15 protein-coding genes are annotated in these 17,538 nt (G+C 68.2%); 2 read left to right on the top strand and 13 right to left on the bottom strand.

Annotated elements, in window-relative coordinates:
• Positions 1 to 15: 15 nt before the first annotated feature.
• Positions 16 to 663: a Smr/MutS family protein gene (locus tag PE066_RS14845; RefSeq protein ID WP_271233304.1), complete on the bottom strand. Its 648-nt coding sequence runs from the start codon at positions 661 to 663 to the stop codon at positions 16 to 18.
• A gap of 92 nt (positions 664 to 755) precedes the next feature.
• On the opposite strand from PE066_RS14845, the gene PE066_RS14840 reads away from it, so the two are divergent.
• Complete coding sequence (locus PE066_RS14840) at positions 756 to 1,076, top strand: hypothetical protein (RefSeq protein WP_271233303.1); 321 nt, start codon at positions 756 to 758, stop codon at positions 1,074 to 1,076.
• Between the two features lie 34 nt (positions 1,077 to 1,110).
• Here the strand turns inward: PE066_RS14840 and PE066_RS14835 are convergent, their stop codons facing one another.
• From PE066_RS14835 to PE066_RS14780, 12 genes are all read right to left on the bottom strand, one after another.
• A complete protein-coding gene (locus PE066_RS14835) occupies positions 1,111 to 2,082 on the bottom strand; it encodes an NAD-dependent epimerase/dehydratase family protein (RefSeq protein WP_271233302.1) in 972 nt (323 codons plus the stop codon).
• Positions 2,083 to 2,186: 104 nt separating this feature from the next.
• A complete protein-coding gene (locus PE066_RS14830) occupies positions 2,187 to 3,326 on the bottom strand; it encodes a glycosyltransferase family 4 protein (RefSeq protein WP_271233301.1) in 1,140 nt (379 codons plus the stop codon).
• A gap of 96 nt (positions 3,327 to 3,422) precedes the next feature.
• The gene (locus PE066_RS14825; protein WP_271233300.1) at positions 3,423 to 4,559 is read right to left on the bottom strand and encodes a glycosyltransferase family 4 protein; all 1,137 of its coding nucleotides are present in this window, start codon (positions 4,557 to 4,559) and stop codon (positions 3,423 to 3,425) included.
• A 6-nt stretch (positions 4,560 to 4,565) separates the two neighbouring features.
• On the bottom strand, positions 4,566 to 5,843 hold the full coding sequence (locus PE066_RS14820) for a glycosyltransferase (RefSeq protein ID WP_271233299.1): 1,278 nt from the start codon (positions 5,841 to 5,843) through the stop codon (positions 4,566 to 4,568).
• Between the two features lie 5 nt (positions 5,844 to 5,848).
• The gene (locus PE066_RS14815) at positions 5,849 to 6,976 is read right to left on the bottom strand and encodes a glycosyltransferase (protein WP_271233298.1); all 1,128 of its coding nucleotides are present in this window, start codon (positions 6,974 to 6,976) and stop codon (positions 5,849 to 5,851) included.
• On the bottom strand, positions 6,973 to 8,856 hold the full coding sequence (gene asnB, locus PE066_RS14810) for an asparagine synthase (glutamine-hydrolyzing) (RefSeq protein WP_440480535.1): 1,884 nt from the start codon (positions 8,854 to 8,856) through the stop codon (positions 6,973 to 6,975). Before asnB (PE066_RS14810) ends, PE066_RS14815 begins: the two co-directional genes overlap by 4 nt.
• Positions 8,844 to 9,932, bottom strand: coding sequence for a non-hydrolyzing UDP-N-acetylglucosamine 2-epimerase (wecB, locus tag PE066_RS14805; RefSeq protein ID WP_271233296.1), 1,089 nt, complete (start codon positions 9,930 to 9,932; stop codon positions 8,844 to 8,846). Before wecB ends, asnB (PE066_RS14810) begins: the two co-directional genes overlap by 13 nt.
• The gene (locus tag PE066_RS14800; RefSeq protein WP_271233295.1) at positions 9,932 to 11,017 is read right to left on the bottom strand and encodes an NAD-dependent epimerase/dehydratase family protein; all 1,086 of its coding nucleotides are present in this window, start codon (positions 11,015 to 11,017) and stop codon (positions 9,932 to 9,934) included. Before PE066_RS14800 ends, wecB begins: the two co-directional genes overlap by 1 nt.
• Positions 11,014 to 11,955: an NAD-dependent epimerase/dehydratase family protein gene (locus PE066_RS14795; protein WP_271233294.1), complete on the bottom strand. Its 942-nt coding sequence runs from the start codon at positions 11,953 to 11,955 to the stop codon at positions 11,014 to 11,016. The genes PE066_RS14800 and PE066_RS14795 overlap by 4 nt, the downstream gene beginning before the upstream one ends.
• Positions 11,952 to 12,890 carry an NAD-dependent epimerase/dehydratase family protein gene (locus tag PE066_RS14790; RefSeq protein WP_271233293.1) on the bottom strand — a complete coding sequence of 313 codons (939 nt, stop codon included), beginning with the start codon at positions 12,888 to 12,890 and terminating at the stop codon, positions 11,952 to 11,954. Before PE066_RS14790 ends, PE066_RS14795 begins: the two co-directional genes overlap by 4 nt.
• Positions 12,891 to 13,018: 128 nt before the next feature.
• On the bottom strand, positions 13,019 to 14,968 hold the full coding sequence (gene asnB, locus PE066_RS14785; RefSeq protein WP_271233292.1) for an asparagine synthase (glutamine-hydrolyzing): 1,950 nt from the start codon (positions 14,966 to 14,968) through the stop codon (positions 13,019 to 13,021).
• Positions 14,940 to 15,824 carry a class I SAM-dependent methyltransferase gene (locus tag PE066_RS14780; RefSeq protein ID WP_271233291.1) on the bottom strand — a complete coding sequence of 295 codons (885 nt, stop codon included), beginning with the start codon at positions 15,822 to 15,824 and terminating at the stop codon, positions 14,940 to 14,942. The genes asnB (PE066_RS14785) and PE066_RS14780 overlap by 29 nt, the downstream gene beginning before the upstream one ends.
• 384 nt (positions 15,825 to 16,208) lie before the next feature.
• Here PE066_RS14780 and PE066_RS14775 point away from each other — a divergent pair, with 384 nt between their 5' ends.
• On the top strand, positions 16,209 to 17,531 hold the full coding sequence (locus PE066_RS14775; protein ID WP_271233290.1) for a hypothetical protein: 1,323 nt from the start codon (positions 16,209 to 16,211) through the stop codon (positions 17,529 to 17,531).
• The last annotated feature ends 7 nt before the right edge of the window (positions 17,532 to 17,538 follow it).

Below are 17,538 nucleotides of genomic sequence, written 5' to 3'. Positions count from 1 at the left end.
AAGCGACCGCCGCGCCTAGACCCCAGGCCCCAGCGGCTTGAGCAGCACCACCAGCGCCCCGGCGCCGCCCTCGTCGCCGCGCGCCTGCACGAAGGCCAGCACTTCCTTCTTCTGCACCAGCCAGCCCTGCACCTTGGCCTTGAGCACCGGCGTCTTGCCGGGCGATCCCAGGCCCTTGCCGTGCACCACGCGCAGGCAGCGCACGCCGTGGCGGTGCGCCTCGCGGATGAAGGCCGACAGCGCCTCGCGCGCGTCCTCCCGGCGCAGGCCGTGCAAGTCGATCTCCCGCTGGATGCTCCAGTGCCCCTTGCGCAGCTTGCGGGTGACATCCAGCCCGATGCCGGGCCGGCGGAAGCTCAGCGCGTCGTCCACGTCCAGCAGCGTGCTGGCGTCGAAATCGTCGCTGAGGGACTCGGCCAGCACGCGCTGCTCGTCCAGCTGCTGCTGCACGGGAATCGGCGGCGGCGGCTCGCCCGCCAGCAGCACCCGCGGCCCATGGCGCAGCGGCTGCACCTGGCCGGCGGCCCGCACGAACAGGCTCTTCTCGGCGGCAGCCTTGCGCTCGGCCGCCTCGCGAGCCGCGGCCTCCTGGGCGGCGCGCTGCTGCTGCTCGGCGAGCTTGCGCTGGATCTCCTGCAGGTCGTGCAGCGATCGGGCCTTCATGGCGCGGACGGCGGCAAAACGGGGACGGACATGGGCCCATTGTCGCAGCGGGGCTGCTTGAAAAATGGGCAGCCGGCCTGAACTGCCTCTCCATGAACACGCCACTGACCGCCCACCGCAACCTGGTCACGCTGGTGCAGGTGCTCCGCAAGCTGGAGCGCAGCCGCGTGCCGGCCGACCCCGAGCAGTACCGCTCGCTGGTCACCCACATCCAGGACGAGCTGCGCGCCCACCCGCGCGACGCCGGCCTGGAGGCGCTGCTGGCCGCCGTGCCGGAGCTGGCCGAGCTGTACGAAAACCTGAATTACGAAGTGGCGGGGCTGTGCCGGTCGCCGCTGGAGGCGGCGGTGCGGGCGGAGCAGCAGGCGCGGGAAGTGATTGCGCGGGCCCGGCACCAGGCGGCCGCGAGCTGACTTCGAGAAGCGTAAGAGCGGGGGGTGGCGCGGGTCAGGACAGGTTCGCGCTGGCGCCCCTCCAGTAATCGACCATCGCCTGCGGCACAGGCCGGGCGGGGGAAAAGCCCAGGCCGGCCAGCCGGTCGCTCGAATAGCGCACCCGGCGCGTGAGCGCGTCGATCCGCTCGGGCGTCAGCGGGTGGCGAACGAAGACAGCTGCTGCGCGGGCAAGCGCACGCGCCAGCCGCTCCGGAACACGCAGCGCCGGGGGGCGGCGGTGGGCAGCGGTCGCTACCGCCGCCACGATCTCGGCAAACGTGCAGTCGTTCGAAAGGATGTAGGTGTTCGCCAGGACGCGCGGGTCCGTGCCGCACAGGAGCAACGCCCTTGCCACGTCATCCACGTGGACGTACGTGGCCACGGCCGGGTGCCGGCCGATGTGGAAGAACCGGCCGCGCCCGATCGCGTCGAGCAGCGCACGCAGCGACTGGTTCGGCATCCCGGGGCCGAAGACGGTCGAGGGCCGCAGCACCGTGGCCCCGATCCGCTGCTCGTTGCGGCTCCAATCCAGGACGAGGCGATCGGCCATCGCCTTGCTGACTTCGTACTCGCCGACCGGATCGTCCGGCCAGTCCTCGGTCACGCAGCAGGCGCGGCCGCGGCACTGCGCCAGCGGGCCATAGGCACCCACGCTGCTGAGCTGAACCCAGCGCAAGGGGCGTCCCGATGCAGCCACCTCATCACTGACACGCGCCAGCAGCCGCCGGGTGCCCTCCACGTGCAGCTCATGCATCACGGACTTGTCGGCCAGCTCGCCGGCGCAGTGGTACACGATGGCGGCATCGTGCAGGAAGGCTTCCGGGACTTGCGCCAGAAGGTCGCCCTGGACCCGGTGGACGCCAGCGGGCACCGGCTTGCCGCCGCGCGACAGCACGCGAACGACGTGCCCTTGCTCGACCAGCCGCGAGACCAGGCGCCGGCCGATGAATCCGGTCCCTCCGGTGACGCAAACGATCGACCCCATCGGCATCCGGCGCCCCAGCTGCGTATGGAGCCGACAGCGTACCGGACGCCGGGTGCTTGCGGGAGGAATTTGCAGTCCCGCTTGGGTCTGGAGGGCAGGAAGATTCAGTCGCGACCCGACCCGGAGCGCGTCTGGGCGCCGCGGCGGATCCATCGGGGCACGCGGAAACGCACGATGCTGGTGTACGCCCAGACGTACAGCACCACGAAGGCGATGCACAGCGCCATCAGGACCTCGGTCTGTTTCCAGAACAGCGTCGCGGGCACCACGGTCAGCAGGCAGAACGCCCACAGGTAGGGTGAGGTGCGGTTGTTGCGCATCAACATGCGCCGGGCCTCGTCGTCGTCGAACACCTCGCGCACGATGCGCCGGTACACCAGCTGGTGCAGGTGCAGCGCATCGGCCATGCTGGGCGACTGGCCGCGTACCACTTTTCGGTACACCGAAAACCCGGTCTCCAGCACCGGGTAGGCGAGCAGCAGCATGGGGAACCAGGGCGATACCAGCGCGTGCCGCTGCACCAGCAGGATGCTGGCCATGGCGATCACCGCCCCCCACAGGTAGGCCCCGCCATCGCCCGCGAAGATCAGCCCGCGCGGGTAGTTCCACAGCAGGAAACCGGCCGTGGCGCCGGCCAGCACCAGCACCAGGGCGGCGATCTGCCGATCGCCCACCTGCATCGCCACGTAGGCGATGGACAGGCAGCAGACCATGGCCACCGTGCCGGCCAGGCCGTTGTAGCCGTCGATCAGGTTGAAGGCGTGCGGCAGGCCGGCGATGGCCAGCACGGCGAAGGCGATGCCGACCCAGGGCCAGTGGTTCCAGTAGCGGTCGATCCAGGGCAGGTCGAAGCCGCCGATGCGCAGGTCGAGCAGCAGCACGCCGGCGAGGGCGGCGGCCAGGGTGAAGACCAGTCGCCAGCGGGCGCGAAGCTGATGCCAGACGTCCTCCGCCGTGCCGCCCCAGGCGGCGATCATGGCGGCCAGGCACCAGGAAACGCCCTCGCGGGGGCTGAGCCAGATGCCGTTGGCAACCCCGAACCAGGGCTGCGCGACCACCATCCAGAGCCAGCCCAGGGAGCAGCCGGCCATCATGGCCACGCCCCCGAGGCGCGGCACGTGGCCGGCATGGAAGCGCTGGGGCATGTCCATGCCATAACGCTCGGCGCTGCGGCGGCCGGAGCGAACCAGCACCCCGGACGCCAAGGTGGAGGCCACTCCACAGAGAATCAGCAGGAACAGCATGCCTTGGGGGAGATCGCTTGGGCGGGCGCGATTCTCGCATGGCCCGAAACACCCGGCCCCTCTGCAGGTGCCGGGAAAGCCGGCCTCGTGCCGGCCTCAAACCGACTGGCGCACCTCTTCGTACAACCTCATCCAGTGCTGCATCATCGCCTCGCGCGAGAACCGGCCAAGGGCGCGCTCACGCGCCGCCGCGGCCAACCGCGAGCGCAAGGCCTCATCCTGAAGCAATCGCTCGATCGCGGCGGCCAGCGCCGGAGCATCCCGCACCGGCACCAGCAACCCCGTCGCGCCGTCCTGCACCGCATCGGTGATTCCGTAGATGCGGCTGGCCACGCAGGGCAACCCCGCCGAAGCGGCCTCCAGCAGCGACAGGCCGAAGCCTTCCCGGTAGCTGGGCAGGCAGAACACGTCGGCGGCCGCCATATGGCGCTCGGGCTCTCTTGTCATGCCCACCGCGTGCAACCTGGACGAAGCAGCGCCGGCGCCCCGTTGCGCCAGGGCCAGCCCGCCCTCGTCCGGCCCGGCCAGCACCAGATGCAGGTCCGGGTGCCGGCTGGCGAGCTGGCCGAAGGCCGCGCCCAGTTCGGCCAGCCCCTTGTCCGGATGCAACCGGCCCACGTACAGCAGCACCGGCGCGTCCGGCCCGATGCCCAGCCGGGAACGAACCTGCCCGCGAGCCTGCGCATCCGGGCGGAACCGCTGCGTGTCGACGCCGCAGATCGAGCCCTCGCCCAGCACGCCGATCCGGCCAGCCGCCGCCACGCCTTCACCGGCCATGAACTCGCGTTGCGACGGGCTGTCGGCCAGGACCCGGGTGGCGCAGGCAGCGAAGAACCGGTCCACCCCGCGAAGCAGCCAGCGCATGGCGCCCTCGCGCGTGGCCCAGACCTGCCCGGTGAACGTATGCATGCGGCAAGGAACGCCGGCCAGGCGCGCCGCCGTCATGGCCAGCAAGCCCGCCTTGGGCGTGACGCTGTGCACGACATCGGGCCGGATCCGCCGGAACAACCGCCAGAGCCGCCACAGGGACACGAGGTCCTTCAGCGGCGAGATGTCGCGGGCGTGGTCCACCGGGTGGACTCTTGCCGAGCTGCAGATCGCCGGCGCGACGGCGCCGTCGGCCGTATTCACCACGACATGGACTTCCCAGCCGCGCTGCGCCAGGGCCTGGATCGGCATGGCCAGAAACGCATTGAGCGCGAAGGTGTTGGATGTGACGAAGCAGACCCGCATGGCGCTTCAGCTCCGGCCCGCCATCAGCGCTGCCAGCCGCTGCTCCAGCAGCAGGAATTGCGAACGCCGCGAGAAGTCGTGCCCCGGCGCGGGCGCCACCGACAGCACGCCGGTCGCCAGCTTGCGCGCCTGCAGCAAAGCCAGCGCCGCAGCCACCGACGCTGCATCCGGATGGACCGAGCCGATGCGGGCCGCTTCGATCAACGCGCCCACGTCGTTGCGCCGGCCCACGGCCAGGATCGGGCGCCCGGCGGCGGCGTACTCGAACAGCTTGGCCGAATACACGCCCTCCTCGCCGCCGCCGCTCCAGAGAAACGCCAGCAGCACGTCCGAATGGCCTTGCATGGCCAGGGCTTGCCGGCGCGGCACCGTGGGCCGGAAGGTGAAGTGCTGCGCAACGCCATGCCGGAGCGCCGCGTGCTGCAAGCCGGCGATGTTGCGGCCGGCCACGTGCACCCGCGCCCGGCCGCCCTGCGCCAGGTAAGCCGACAGGCCGGCGCAGAACGCATCCAGGTCGTAGTGGCCGTCGTAGACATTGCCGGTGAACACCAGGTCGAGTCTGGCCCGGTCCTCGCCGAACCCCTCGGGCCGCGCCAGCCCGTCGAAGTCGGCCGGGTCGCAGCCGTTGCGGACCTCCCACACCGGCAGGCCGAAGCGGCCCAGCTGCCGCACCAGGGGCGCCGAGACGGTCACCAGGGCCCGGGCCGAAGACAGCAGGCGCCGTTCCCAGCGCCGCTCGATCGTTCGCCGCCACGCCGGGTAGGCATAGGCATGGTTGTCCGTCCACAGGTCGCGCAACTCGGCCACCCAGGGCACGCCGGACTCTCGCGACAGGCTCGCAGCCACGCGCAGGCCCGAGAACGGCGGCGCGCTGGCATAGACCAGGTCGAAGGGCTTGCTGCGCAACAGCGCGCGCCCCGCCGCAGTGGCTGCCTGCACCCAGCCCAGCTGGCCGTCGGGCCAGTGCAGCAGGGTCTTGTACAGCCGACCGAGGCGGCCCATCGGCGTCGCTGCCGATGCGGTGGCGCCGAAGCCCTGGCGCGCCACCTTGTCCCGGCCGCCGCGCAGCCACTCGATGGGGGCGTTGACCGACCAGCCGGGCACGGCCGTCACCTGCGCTGCCGGCAAGTGCTGCGGCAGCCCCTGCGGGAACGGCTGGTTGGAACACGTGAGCACGTGCACATCGTGCCCTTGCTGCGCCAAGAACCCTGCCAGTGCGCCGGGGCGCATGGCGCCGACGCTGTTGAAGGGGGGGAAGTAGTAGCTGACGAGCAGGATGCGCATGGTGCTCAGGCCGCAGCCAGGCGCATGACTTCCGCGTTGAAAATCTCGCCGGCGCGCGCGGCGTTCAGCTCGGCGCTGGCGAGGTCCGAGCGCTCCTTCAGCCTCTCGATATCGGCCGGCTGCAAGGCGGCGATGCGCGCAGCCAGGTCACGTGCGTCGAAGCTTTCGCTCACGATGCCGAAGCCGTAACGCTTGACCAGCCGCGCCATCTCGGGCGAAGGGCCGATCGCCACCGCGAGCCGGGCCTGGACGAACTCGAAGAACTTGTTCGGCAGGGCCAGCCTGTAGTTGAAGTTCACCGGCGGCAGCAGGAAGACGCCGATGTCGTACTCGTTGATGGTCGCCGCGATCTGCTGCATGGGCACGGGCTCGCGGAAAGTGATCCGCGCGTCGTCGGCCGCCAGCTGCCGCAGCTCCCGCATGTAGGCGGCATTGCTGTTCACCAGCATCAGGTCCAGCGTGTAGCGCGAATCCAGGTGCTGCATCATCTCGATCATCAGCTCCAGCTTGCGCGAGCGGATCGTCACCCCGTGGTGGACCAGCCGGATGCGCGCCGGGTCCACCGGCCGCACCGGCAAGGCCTGCTGCGCAGGGCAGTTCAGCACGACCCTCGGAGCGACCCCGAACTGCGCGTACTCCTGGGCAATACCTTCGCAAACCGTGGTCATGGCGGAGGTACGTGGCAAGTAGCGGCGGCACAGATGGGTGTAGAAGCGGGCGAAGAAGACCCGCCAGCGCCACATGTCCTCGAACTCCTTGGGCGAGTACTCGTGCGCATCCAGCAGCACCGGCGCACCGGCAGCCACCTTGAGCGCCACCGGCAATGCCACGACGTCGTTGGCCACGACCAGGTCGAACTGCTCGCCGCGCAAGGCCGCCAGCGTGTTGCGCACGTAGGTCATGCGCCAGTAGTAGGCCTCGTGCAAGCCCGTGAACAGCAAGGCCGCCTTGCATGCCTTGGCCGCCAGATGGGCGGGCGCCGCCCCGATGTCGTGGAACGCGAAATCGCCGGCGGGCTTGTCGCCGAAACCGGCCACGGTCAGCTCGAAGCTGCCTCGCAACGCTTCGACCTGCCGCATCACGCGCGGGTCGCTCCTGATCGGCGAGAACGAAAGGACGAGCGCTCGCTTCATCGTGCGAAGAACCGCGCGTACCAGCGCGTGAAGTTGATCCAGCGCCACACCTGCCAACTGAACGGCGCGCGGCCGGCAATCACGGCATCGAACTCGGCCAGGATGCGGTCCCGGCGCAGGAAGCCGAGGCCCACGTCGTCGCCCAGCCACTGCCGCACCTGCGGCGCGATCTGCTGCAGCCAGGCCTGCTCGGGCGTCGAGAAACCGATCTTGTCGCGGCGATCCAGCACCTCGTCCGGCACGATGCCGCGCATGGCCGCGCGCAGGATGCGCTTGGTCTCGCCCTCGGGGGAAATCAGGTACTCCTCCGGCAGGGTCAAGAGGAAATCGGCCAGCTCGGTGGTCAGGAACGGCACGCGGCTTTCCACCGAGAACCGCATCGAATTGCGGTCCCCGTGCCGCAGCAACGAAGACAAGCCACGCCGCGTGATCGAGTGCGCCAGCTCCGACACCAGGCGGCGGCCCGGCTGGTCGTACGGCGATCGTTGCCGCGGAAAGCGAAAGTGAACGCCCTGCTGCCGCAAGGCCTCGGCATCCAGCCAATCAGGCTGGGTACGGTTGCCGTTGAGCTTGCGGAGGACGTCGTACACCGGTCCGTCCACCCACTCGGCGACCGCCGCCTTCGCCCCTTCGCGCAGCACCCGGTCCGGCCACTGGGCCCAACCCTGCAGGAAGCGCCAGGCATCGCCGTAGCGGTGTTCGTCCAGCAGGCTGCGCGCCCGCTTGCCGGGATAGCCGTTGTACCCGGCCAGCAACTCGTCCGCCCCTTGTCCGTCCAAGGTGACGGTGACACCGTGCTCGCGCGCGAGCTTGAACACCCGGTACTGGGCGTAGATGCTGGTGCTGCCGAACGGTTCGCCCTGGGCAACGATCATGTCCTCGAGGTCGTTCGCCAGTTCCTCGGGCGCCAGTTCCACCTTGTGACCGACGGCGCCGACATGCGCGTTGATCCGGTCCACCCAGGCTTCCTCGGACACGGCCGATCCCCGCGCCACATAGCTGAAGGTGTGGATCGGCAGGCCCGGCTCCACATGCCGCATCGCGCAGACGATGCTGGACGAATCGAGTCCGCCCGACAGCGCCGCGCCCAGTGCCACGTCGCTGCGCAGGTGCAGGCGCACGCTGTGCAGCAGCTTCTCGCGGAAGGCTTCGGCCGCCTGCTCGAACGAGAGCTTCTGCACGGGCGACACCCGGGGCTGCCACCAGCTCACCGGCGCAGAGGCGGGCTGGCCGAGCCTGACCCGCAGCAGGTGACCCGGCATGAGGTGGCGCACGCCCTGCAGGAAGCTGCGCTCCGAGGTGTCGTAGTCGCCGTGGACCAGGTAGTCGTAGGCGCGCTGCAGGTCGAGCGAGACCTTGCCACCCAGCAGCGCCTTCACGGCCGGCAGCTCGGAGGCGAAGGCGAAGCCCTGCGCGTCCCAGTTGTAGAAGAAGGGCTTGATGCCGAACGGGTCGCGCACGCAGGTCAGCACGCCCTCCGCGCGGTCGAACAGCGCAAACGCGAACATGCCGACCAGCCGCGGCAGGCAGGCTTCGCCCCAGCGCGACCAGGCCTGCAGCAGCACCTCGGTGTCGGACTCGGTCCGGAACTGGGCACCGGCCAACTGCAGTTCACGGCGCAGCTCGCGGTAGTTGTAGATCTCGCCGTTGAAGATGAGCGAGAGTCGCCCGTCGGCACCATGCATGGGCTGGTGCCCGCCCGCGCTCAGGTCGATGACCGACAGCCGCGTATGGCCGAAAACCAGGTCACCGGCCGGTGTCGCGATCGTCTCGGTGCCGCGGTCGTTGGGGCCGCGCCGGGCCATGGCGTCCAGCGCCGCGGCCATCGGCCGCGGATCGCCCAACCGGCCCTGCCGGAACGTGCCGGCTATGCCGCACATGCGAGTGCATGGGCGATGGACTGGGCCGATCGACCATCACCGTACAGGCCGGGCGGTGCCGGCTGGCGTTGCGCTGCAGCGGCCAGGGCCGCATCGACCACCGCCTGCACGGACGTCGGCGGCGCCAGCCGGTTGGCGCCGCATTCCACCAGTTCCACCCACTCGGTCTCGTCGCGGATCGTGACGCAGGGCACGCCGAAGAAGTAAGCCTCCTTCTGCACCCCGCCCGAGTCGGTCAGCACCACGGCGGCGTGCTGTTCGAGCTGCACCATGTCCAGGTAGCCGACCGGGTCGACCAGGCGCAGCTTGCCCGTGTCGAGGCCCTTGAGCAGGCCGGTCTCGGCCAGCTTCTTGCGCGTGCGCGGATGGATCGGCAGCAGCACGGGCAGGGTCGCGGCGCAGCGTGCCAGGGCCTGGACGATGACTTCCAGCCGCGCCGGATCGTCGACGTTCTCGGCGCGGTGGATGGTGGCGAGGAAATACTTGCGCGGCTCCAGGCCGATCTGCTGCAAGGCCGTGCCCGACGCACGCTGGCTGTAGAACAGCGCCGCGTCGTACATCACGTCGCCGCTGCGCACCACCTTGCCGCCCGCGATGCCCTCGTTGGCGAGGTTGCGCACGGCCACCTCGGTGGGCGCGAACAGCAGGCTGGACACGTGATCGGCAACGACGCGGTTGATCTCCTCCGGCATGGCGCGGTTGAACGAGCGCAGGCCCGCTTCCACGTGCGCCACGGGAATGTGCAGCTTGACCGCCGCCAGGGCTCCGGCCATCGTGGAGTTGGTGTCGCCGTAGACCAGCACCCAGTCGGGCCGCTCCTTCTGCAGGATGGCCTCGACGCTCTCCATCATGCGGCCGGTCATCGCGCCGTGCCCCAGCCCCCCCAGCTCGAGCTGGTACTGCGGCTGGGGGATCTGCATCTCCTCGAAGAAGACGGCGGACATGTTCGCGTCGAAGTGCTGGCCGGTGTGGACGATGACCTCGTCCACCTGCGGCTGGCACGAGCGGAACGCCCGCGACACCGTGGCAGCCTTGACGAACTGCGGCCGCGCGCCGACGACGGTCAGGACCTTCATCAGGCCGCCGGCAGGTACTCGGTGCGTAGCGGCGCACCGGCTTGCTGCATCTGCTTGGCGTGGGCGGCCATGGTGCGGGCGATCAGCTCACGGTTCGCTCGCGTCCATTCCACCGTGCGGCGCAGCCCTTCGCGCACTTCGACCTGGGCCTCGAAGCCCAGGTCGCGCCGCGACTTCTCGGTCGATGCGAAGCGCTTGCCGGAGCGATCCCAGTCGCGCGCCGGCTTCAGGTCGGGCGCAGTCGGGTTGCCGGCGAACTCGTTGATCCAGGTGGCCAGGTCGAGGATGCTCGTCTCGCGCCCGGTGGCCAGGTTGTAGATGCCGCCCGGCTCGCCGCGCAGGGCGCAGGCCATCAGCCCGCGGGCCATGTCCTCGACGAAGATGAAGTCGCGGCTGGCGTTGCCGCCGTTGTCCAGCGGAAGCGCCTCGTGGTGCAAGGCTTTCCAGATGAAGGTGGGGGTGACGTTGCGCCACACGGTATGCACCGTGCCGCGCCAGCGGCCGGCGCCCAGGATCTCGCCCGGCCCGAACACGTTGGAAAAGCGCGCCTTCACGAAGGGCAGCTGGTAGCGCTGGTGGTAGTAGTTGCCGTACAGCTCGCCGATCAGCTTGGAGATCGAGTAGGGGCTGTCGTGCACCAGCGAGACCGGCTGCTCCTCGGTGGTGGCCGTGGGCTGGTCGTAGGTCTTCTCGGCCACCGCGCAGGCGGCCGCGGCATAGACCACCTTCTTGAGCGAGCGGAAGTCCTTCAGGTGGTCGAACAGCCGCAGCGAGGTGAAGGTGTTGTTGTCGTGATCGGCGAACGGATCGGCGATGGACGACTGGTTGCCGTGGTAGCAGGACAGGTGGAACACGTAGTCCACTTCGGCCGGAATGGCGGCCAGGCCCTGGTCGCTGGTGATCGAGGCGAAGCAGAAATTCACGCGCTCGTCGGCCGGCACGTTGGCCACGTCGGAGGACAGCAGGTTGTCCACCACCACGATCTCGCGGGGCTGCTCGGCCAGGAGCAGCTTGACCAGGTTGCTGCCGACGAAGCCGGCGCCGCCGACCACGCAGATCGAGGCGTTCTTGAAGGTGTTGCTCATGCCTTGGTGCCGGAGCTGCTGCTCAGGTGGCTGTAGATGTCGCTGATGCCGTGGCGGTCGTACCACTGCAGTTGCTTGCGGATGGTGTCCGCGAAGCCGACCTGCGGCCGCCAGCCGAAGGCCTTCACCGTCTCGGCCGGGTCCAGCGCCACCACGGGCACGTCGTCCGGGGCCGGAGGCTGGATCGGCACGTCGCCGCCGTCCACCTTCAGGTAGTCGGCGACGAGGTCATAGATTTCCCGGATGTAGTGCGCCTCGCCGGAGCTGACGTTGAACACGCCGGTGGGCGCATCCGGACGGATGGCCAGGTCCATGAACGCCAGGAAGTCCGACATGTCCAGGAAATCGCGCGCGGTGTCCGAGCAGAAGCACTTCTGGCCGGCCTTCAGGCGCTTGTAGAACGTCGGGATCGGGCCGATGGCCAGGCGCGGGCCGGTCACGTTGGCGATGCGCAGCGACACCGTCGGTACGGTGGACAGCAGCATGTACTGCTCGCCGGCGGTCTTGGAGATGCCATAGCTGGCGATGGGCGCCGAAGGGTGCGTGTTCGGGATCGGCGACAGCGTGGTTCGGCCGTAGGTCAGGGCGCTCTGGAAGTTGACCAGGCGCTTTGCGCCGTGCCTCTCGGCCGCACGCGCCACCTCGATCGACCCCAGCACGTTGGTGCGCGCGTCTTCCTGCCAATCCGCGAGGTCCTTGTACGCAGCCGCCGAGTGGATGACCAGCTCGGGCCCGAACTCGGCGAACGCCTTCTCCACGAAGGCGGCGTCGGCGACGTGGCCCTCGCGCACCTGCAACCCGGGCACTTCCGGCACCACTTCACGCTTGCCGGTCGCGAAGTTGTCCAGTACCAGGATCTGGTGCCCCTGCGGCAGCCAGTGCTCGACGAGGTTGGATCCCAGGCAACCGGCGCCGCCGGTGATCAGGATCCGGGTCACTTCTTTTCCTCGTGCTTCAGGTGCGTGTACCCGCCGCTGGCGCCGTGCTTGCGGAAGTAGGCGACCGACTGGCGCGCGATCTCGTCCAGCGGCGTGAACTCCGGCTTGCCGAAGTCCTGGAAGGTGCGCGACGGATCGAGCAGGATGCTGGCCGCGTCATCGGGACCGAGTTCCCGCACTTCCGGCTCCGGGTAGGCAGGCAGTTCCATGGCCTTGACCACCGCATCGTAGAGCTCCTTGATCGCCACGTCGGCGCCCGAGGAGAAGTGGTAGGCGCCCTTGCCCGTCCCGTCCACCGCCTTGAGCACGGCGCGGGCCAGGTCCTGGTTGAAGACGAAGTCGCGGCGTGCCTTGGTGACGAAGCACTTCTTCCCCTCCGACAGGCGCTGGAAGAAGATGGGCAGCGGGCCGCTGACGTTGCGCGGCCCGATCACGTTGGCCAGGCGGAACGACACGTAGTCGACGCCGGAGATCTCGAGGTAGTCCTCGGTCACCGTCTTGGAGATGGCGTAGCTGCTGTTGGCCGGGAACTTCGGGTGGTCCAGCCGGATGGGCTGCTGCAGCGGCTTGACGCCGTAGCACAGGGCGGTCTGGAAGTAGACGAAGCGGCCGATCTTGAACTGCTGCGCTGCCTGGATCAGGTTGGTGCCGCCCACGCAGTTGGTCAGCGTGTCGTTGTACCAGTCGTTCGGATCCTTGTAGGACGCCGCAGTGTGGACGATGGCGCCGAACCCGTGCTCGCCGCAGAGCTCGAACACCTTGTCGCGGTTGGCGATCGTATCGATCACCACCGTCAGATTCGGGTGCTCGCCCAGGTGGTGCCGCTGGCCGGTGGCGAGGTTGTCGATCACGACCACCTTGTCGCCGCGGGCGAGCAGCATTTCGGAGACGTGGGAGCCGATCTGGCCGAGGCCACCGGTCACGAGAATGTTCATGGGGCGGTTTCCGAAGGGGAAGTTGGCAGGCAAACTGCCTGGGACCCGCGCGGGGCGGTAAACGGGGGAATTTTATCTGGCTGGCAACGGCAAACCGCCGCCGCACAGGCGTCAGGCCCCAGCTGCCTTCAGGCAACCGGGTCGTCGAGGAACGCCTGTTGCCAAAGCTCCAGGCTCAGCAAAGCCCACAGGTTCCGGCTGTACACGCTCTGGCCGGACAGAATGTGGTCGAGGTCGACAGGGCGAGCCAGGTACGAGCGCTCACGGGCCGCCCGGCTGGAGAACACATCGCGCACGAACTCCGCGGCCGGGCCCTTGCGCCGCAGCCAAAGCGTCAGAGGCACCGGGAACCCCATCTTGTCCTTTCGCTCCTTGATCGAGGCTGGCAGCTTGGCCGCGAACACGTGCTTCAGCAAGCGCTTCAACTCCCCGTTCTGGAACTTCACGTCGGCAGGGATCGTTGCCGCGAATTCAACCAGCGGATGATCCAGGAACGGAACGCGCGACTCCACGCCGTGCGCCATCGCCATGCGGTCCTCGACCTGCAGCAGCGCCGGCAACAGCGTCTTGAAGTCGAAGTGCGTCATGGCATCGAAGTACGACTCCTTGCCCACGTTCTGGCCCCAGAAGATCTGCTGGAACTCGGCGAACGTGGCATCACGGTCGATGGATCCGGGCGCCAGTGCGTCGCCAAAGGTGTTGGCGCGGTTGACCAGGCGCCAGTAGCGGCGGTCGCGCTCCTCGAACAGCCCCTCGGCCCAGAACTCCCTGATCATCGGCTTGTACTGCCGCAGGCTTTCGAGGTTCGGGATGATCGATTCGTACGTGACGACGTAATTGCCGTTGTGCAGCGTGCCCTCGATGGCGCCCTTGATGCACTGCTCGAAGTACGCGACCAGGTAGCGCGCGTAACCGCCGAAGATCTCGTCCCCGCCCTGCCCGCCGAGCACGACCTTGACGTGCTCGCGCACCTTCTTCGACACCATGTACTGCGGAAAGGAACCCGGGCCGGCGGTGGGCTGGTCCAGGTGCCAGATCACCTGGCGAATGTTGTCCACGAAGTCCTGCTCGCCGATGTCGGCTACGTGCAGCTGCAGGTCGCGTTCGTCCGCGAGGGCACGCGCGTAGTGAGACTCGTCGAACTCCGGGCCGTCCGTGAAACGGCCGTTGAAGCCCTGAAAACGACCTTCGGGGTGCTGCTCGCGGGCCAGTGCCGCCACCAGGCTGGAGTCGATGCCTCCGCTGACATAGCTGCCCACCTCGACGTCCGCTCGCAGGTGCATCCGGATCGAATCGTCCAACAGCGCGCGCAGCCGCTCGGTGAACCACTTCTCGCTGTGGTCGAAGTCGATGTCGTACTGCACCTCCCAGTAGCGCTGCGGGCGCGGCGCCTCGCCCGGCGCCACCAGCGCGTGGTGCGCGGCCGGCAGCTGGCTGACGCCATCGAGCAGCGTCTTGTCGCCCAGGCAGAACTGGAACGAGAAATAGTCGGAGAGTGCGGCCTTATTCACGCGCCCTTCGTCCAGGAAGGGCCGCAGCGCCTTCATCTCGGAGGCGAAGAAAAAGCCGGCGCGGGTGCGGGCCCAGTACAGCGGCTTGATGCCGAAGCGGTCGCGTGCCAGGAAGAGCTTGCGCTCCTTCGAATCCCAGATGGCGAAGGCGAACATTCCGCGAAGCCGCGTGACGCAGCCGGGACCCCAGCGCATGTAGGCGCGCAGGATCACTTCGGTGTCGCTGGTGGTGCGGAAGCCTTCGCCGCCCAGCTCCTGCCGCAACTCGAGGTAGTTGTAGACCTCGCCGTTGTACACGATGCTCCAGCGTCCGCAGGCACTGTGCATGGGCTGGTCGCCGGTGGCGAGGTCGATGACTGCCAAACGCGCATGGCCGAGGCCGACCAGACCGTCATCGGACACCCAGATCGATCGACCGTCCGGCCCGCGATGACGGATGGCATCCAGCCCGCAATGAACGTCCTTGGTTACGGACTGGACGGATCGATTGCCCGCACCCAGCGCGCCAAATATTCCGCACATAGTGATCAGCGAAGATTCATTCGCGAGGCAGCAGTTCGAGCACAAGGTCAATGCCGGCTGGCACGCCCTCGAAATGTGGGGTACCACGCCCGTCAAGCGTCAGCGCGAGCAGAAATTCGCGATGCTCACGCCTTAGCGCGGGGTCCATGCAGGCCTCGAAGCGAAATTGCTGGAGCTGTTGAAGTTCATGCAACGAGACAGCCACGCCCACTGGTCGGCAATCGAAGCCCGCTGCGGCCGCCTCGCGCCCGAATTCTTCGGCCGTGTAGCAATTAGCAATGGGGCAATCGGGGCCATCCGTCGATCGTTTGAAGGCCTCGCGGACGGGCAGATCTGCAGTGATGGTCTTGTTCCGGATCTGCAGTGTGTAGGCTACGTACAGGTGAGTCCACAGGCTGTTGAAGTTGTAGACCATCACTCGCGCACGACCGCTCGGCCTCAGTACCCGGCGGATCTCCCGCAGACTGGCCTGCAAATCGGGAACGTGGTGCAGGACACCGGACGAATGCACGTAGTCGAACGAAGCGTCCGGAAACGGGAGTTCAGATTCATTTGGATCAATCAACCGCAGGTCGGTGGATTCGCCCCCATGAAGCTCCAAGCGTCCCTTGGCTTCTGCCAGGCTGGACCTGGAGACATCGACACCGATGAGGCGCCGGGGCTTGGAGTATTCGAGGAACCCAACCAAGTCATGCCCAGGACCGCAGCCGTAATCGAGGACATCCATTCCATCGACGCCAGCAACCGGCATGAGGTCGAGATATCCTGGATATTGGTCGCAGCGCCAGTGGAAGTAGTCCAGCGACTCTTCTCGTGAACCGAATGTCTTGTGCGCGGTGACATTGTGGCTCGTCCAATATGACGCGACAGAGCGGGAGAGAGCTGCTAGCGATGATTTCACGGTACTGTTTGAGCCTATGCGGCGACGGGCTAATCCACTCCCCGGCATCCACATCGAAGCAGGAGAGCCAGACCCCGTATCTCCCCGTCGAGCCGGTGCAATGCCCGATGGGCGCTGAGCCTAACACGCCGTCCCACCTCCGCCGAAAGCCGGCTGAACAGCGGCTCTCGGCTCACCCGAACTTCCAGCAGCCCGTCGGCCGGTCGAGGTGAGCGCGTGCGCAGGTAACTGCGTCCGGACAAGGGCGATCCGCAGGCTATGGAGCGCGAGGCGCGACTCCGGGAAAAGGCGAGGCGCAGCACAGCCTATCCCTCAGCCCATCGGTAGAATCCAGCCTGCGGCACGCCTTCCCGCCGCAGCGCGTACCGCAGCGCCGTCTTTCCAATGAACATTCTTGTGCTGCACGGGCTGGGCCCCGATCTGTCCCTCGCCCGCGGGACCAGCGTTGCCCACCTGCAAAGCTTCCAGCGCCATGCGCCCGGCCACCGGTACCTGTATCAGGACCTGTCAACGCCGGTCACGCCGGCGCTGCGCGAGTTTCCGTTCGACCTGGTGCTGATCGACGGGACCTTCCTCTGCTGGCGCTGGGTTCGGCCTCGCGCCCTGTTGGAAGAGCTGCAGGACGCCTATGCCTGGCTCGCGCACCACTTGGCCGTGAAGTTCGCCTTTCCTCAAGACGATTACGACCATGCCCATGTGCTGGACCGCTGGCTCGACGAGCTGCGCGTTGACCATGTCTACACCGTTTGTTCGCGACACCACGAGGCGTTGTACCCCCGCCTGTCGCGCCAGCCGGGTCGCCTAAGCGTGGCCCTTACCGGCTACGTCGACGAAGAGCTGGCTCGGATGGAGCGCCCTGCGATCGCCGACCGGTCGGTACTGGTGGGCTACCGCGCACGAAACCTGCCGCCCTGGTTCGGCCGGCTGGGGCTGGCAAAGGCCCGGCTCGGAGACTGCTTCGCCGAGCTTGCACATGGCCGCGGCCTCGCCGGGATCGACGTGTCAACCGATCCGCGCGACGTCCTGCTCGGCTCGGCCTGGACCCGGTTTCTGCAGGACTCGCGCTATACCTTGGGGAGCGAGAGCGGCAGCAGTCTGCTTGACGCCGATGGCGGTCTACGGGAGGCAGCCGAAGCGTACTTGCGCCAGCACCCAGACGCTTCATTCGACGAGGTCGAGGCCGCAGTGTTCCCGGGCCAGGACGGCCGGCATGTCTTCAGCGCGATCTCGCCGCGCCTGTTCGAAGCGGCCGCGCTCGGCTCCTGCCAGATCCTGCTGGAGGGCGAGTACCTGCCGGACATGGAGGCGGGCGTCCACTACCTCGAGATCCGCAAGGATTGGTCGAACATCGACGTGGTGCTCGATGCCTTGCACGACACGGCGACGGCGCAGGCCGTGGCCGACGCTTGCCATTCGGTCCTGATCGCCAGCCCTGCGTACAGATATGCACGTAGAGTGCAGGACGTGCTTGGACACGCCGAGCGCCTGCATATCGACGGGCGCCCCTGCGGCCATGCAACGGCGCAGGAATTCGATGCCATGGCGCACGACCACGAGGTCGCCGCACGCGCGCTCGCCCCGATGCAGGCGCAGGCCCGGCAATTGCGCCAGGAGTTCGCCGAGCTGCGCGAGCGTCTGGATGATCCCTTGGTGCGCATCGCGGCCCGCCGGGCGCGGCAGTTCGTGCGGCGCATTACTGGCCATTGAGTCAAGG

The organism is Ramlibacter tataouinensis (genome assembly GCF_027941915.1).
Classification (GTDB): domain Bacteria; phylum Pseudomonadota; class Gammaproteobacteria; order Burkholderiales; family Burkholderiaceae_C; genus Ramlibacter; species Ramlibacter tataouinensis_C.
Note: the sequence above shows the minus strand (reverse complement) of the source record. Positions and strands in the feature narration are given on the sequence as shown.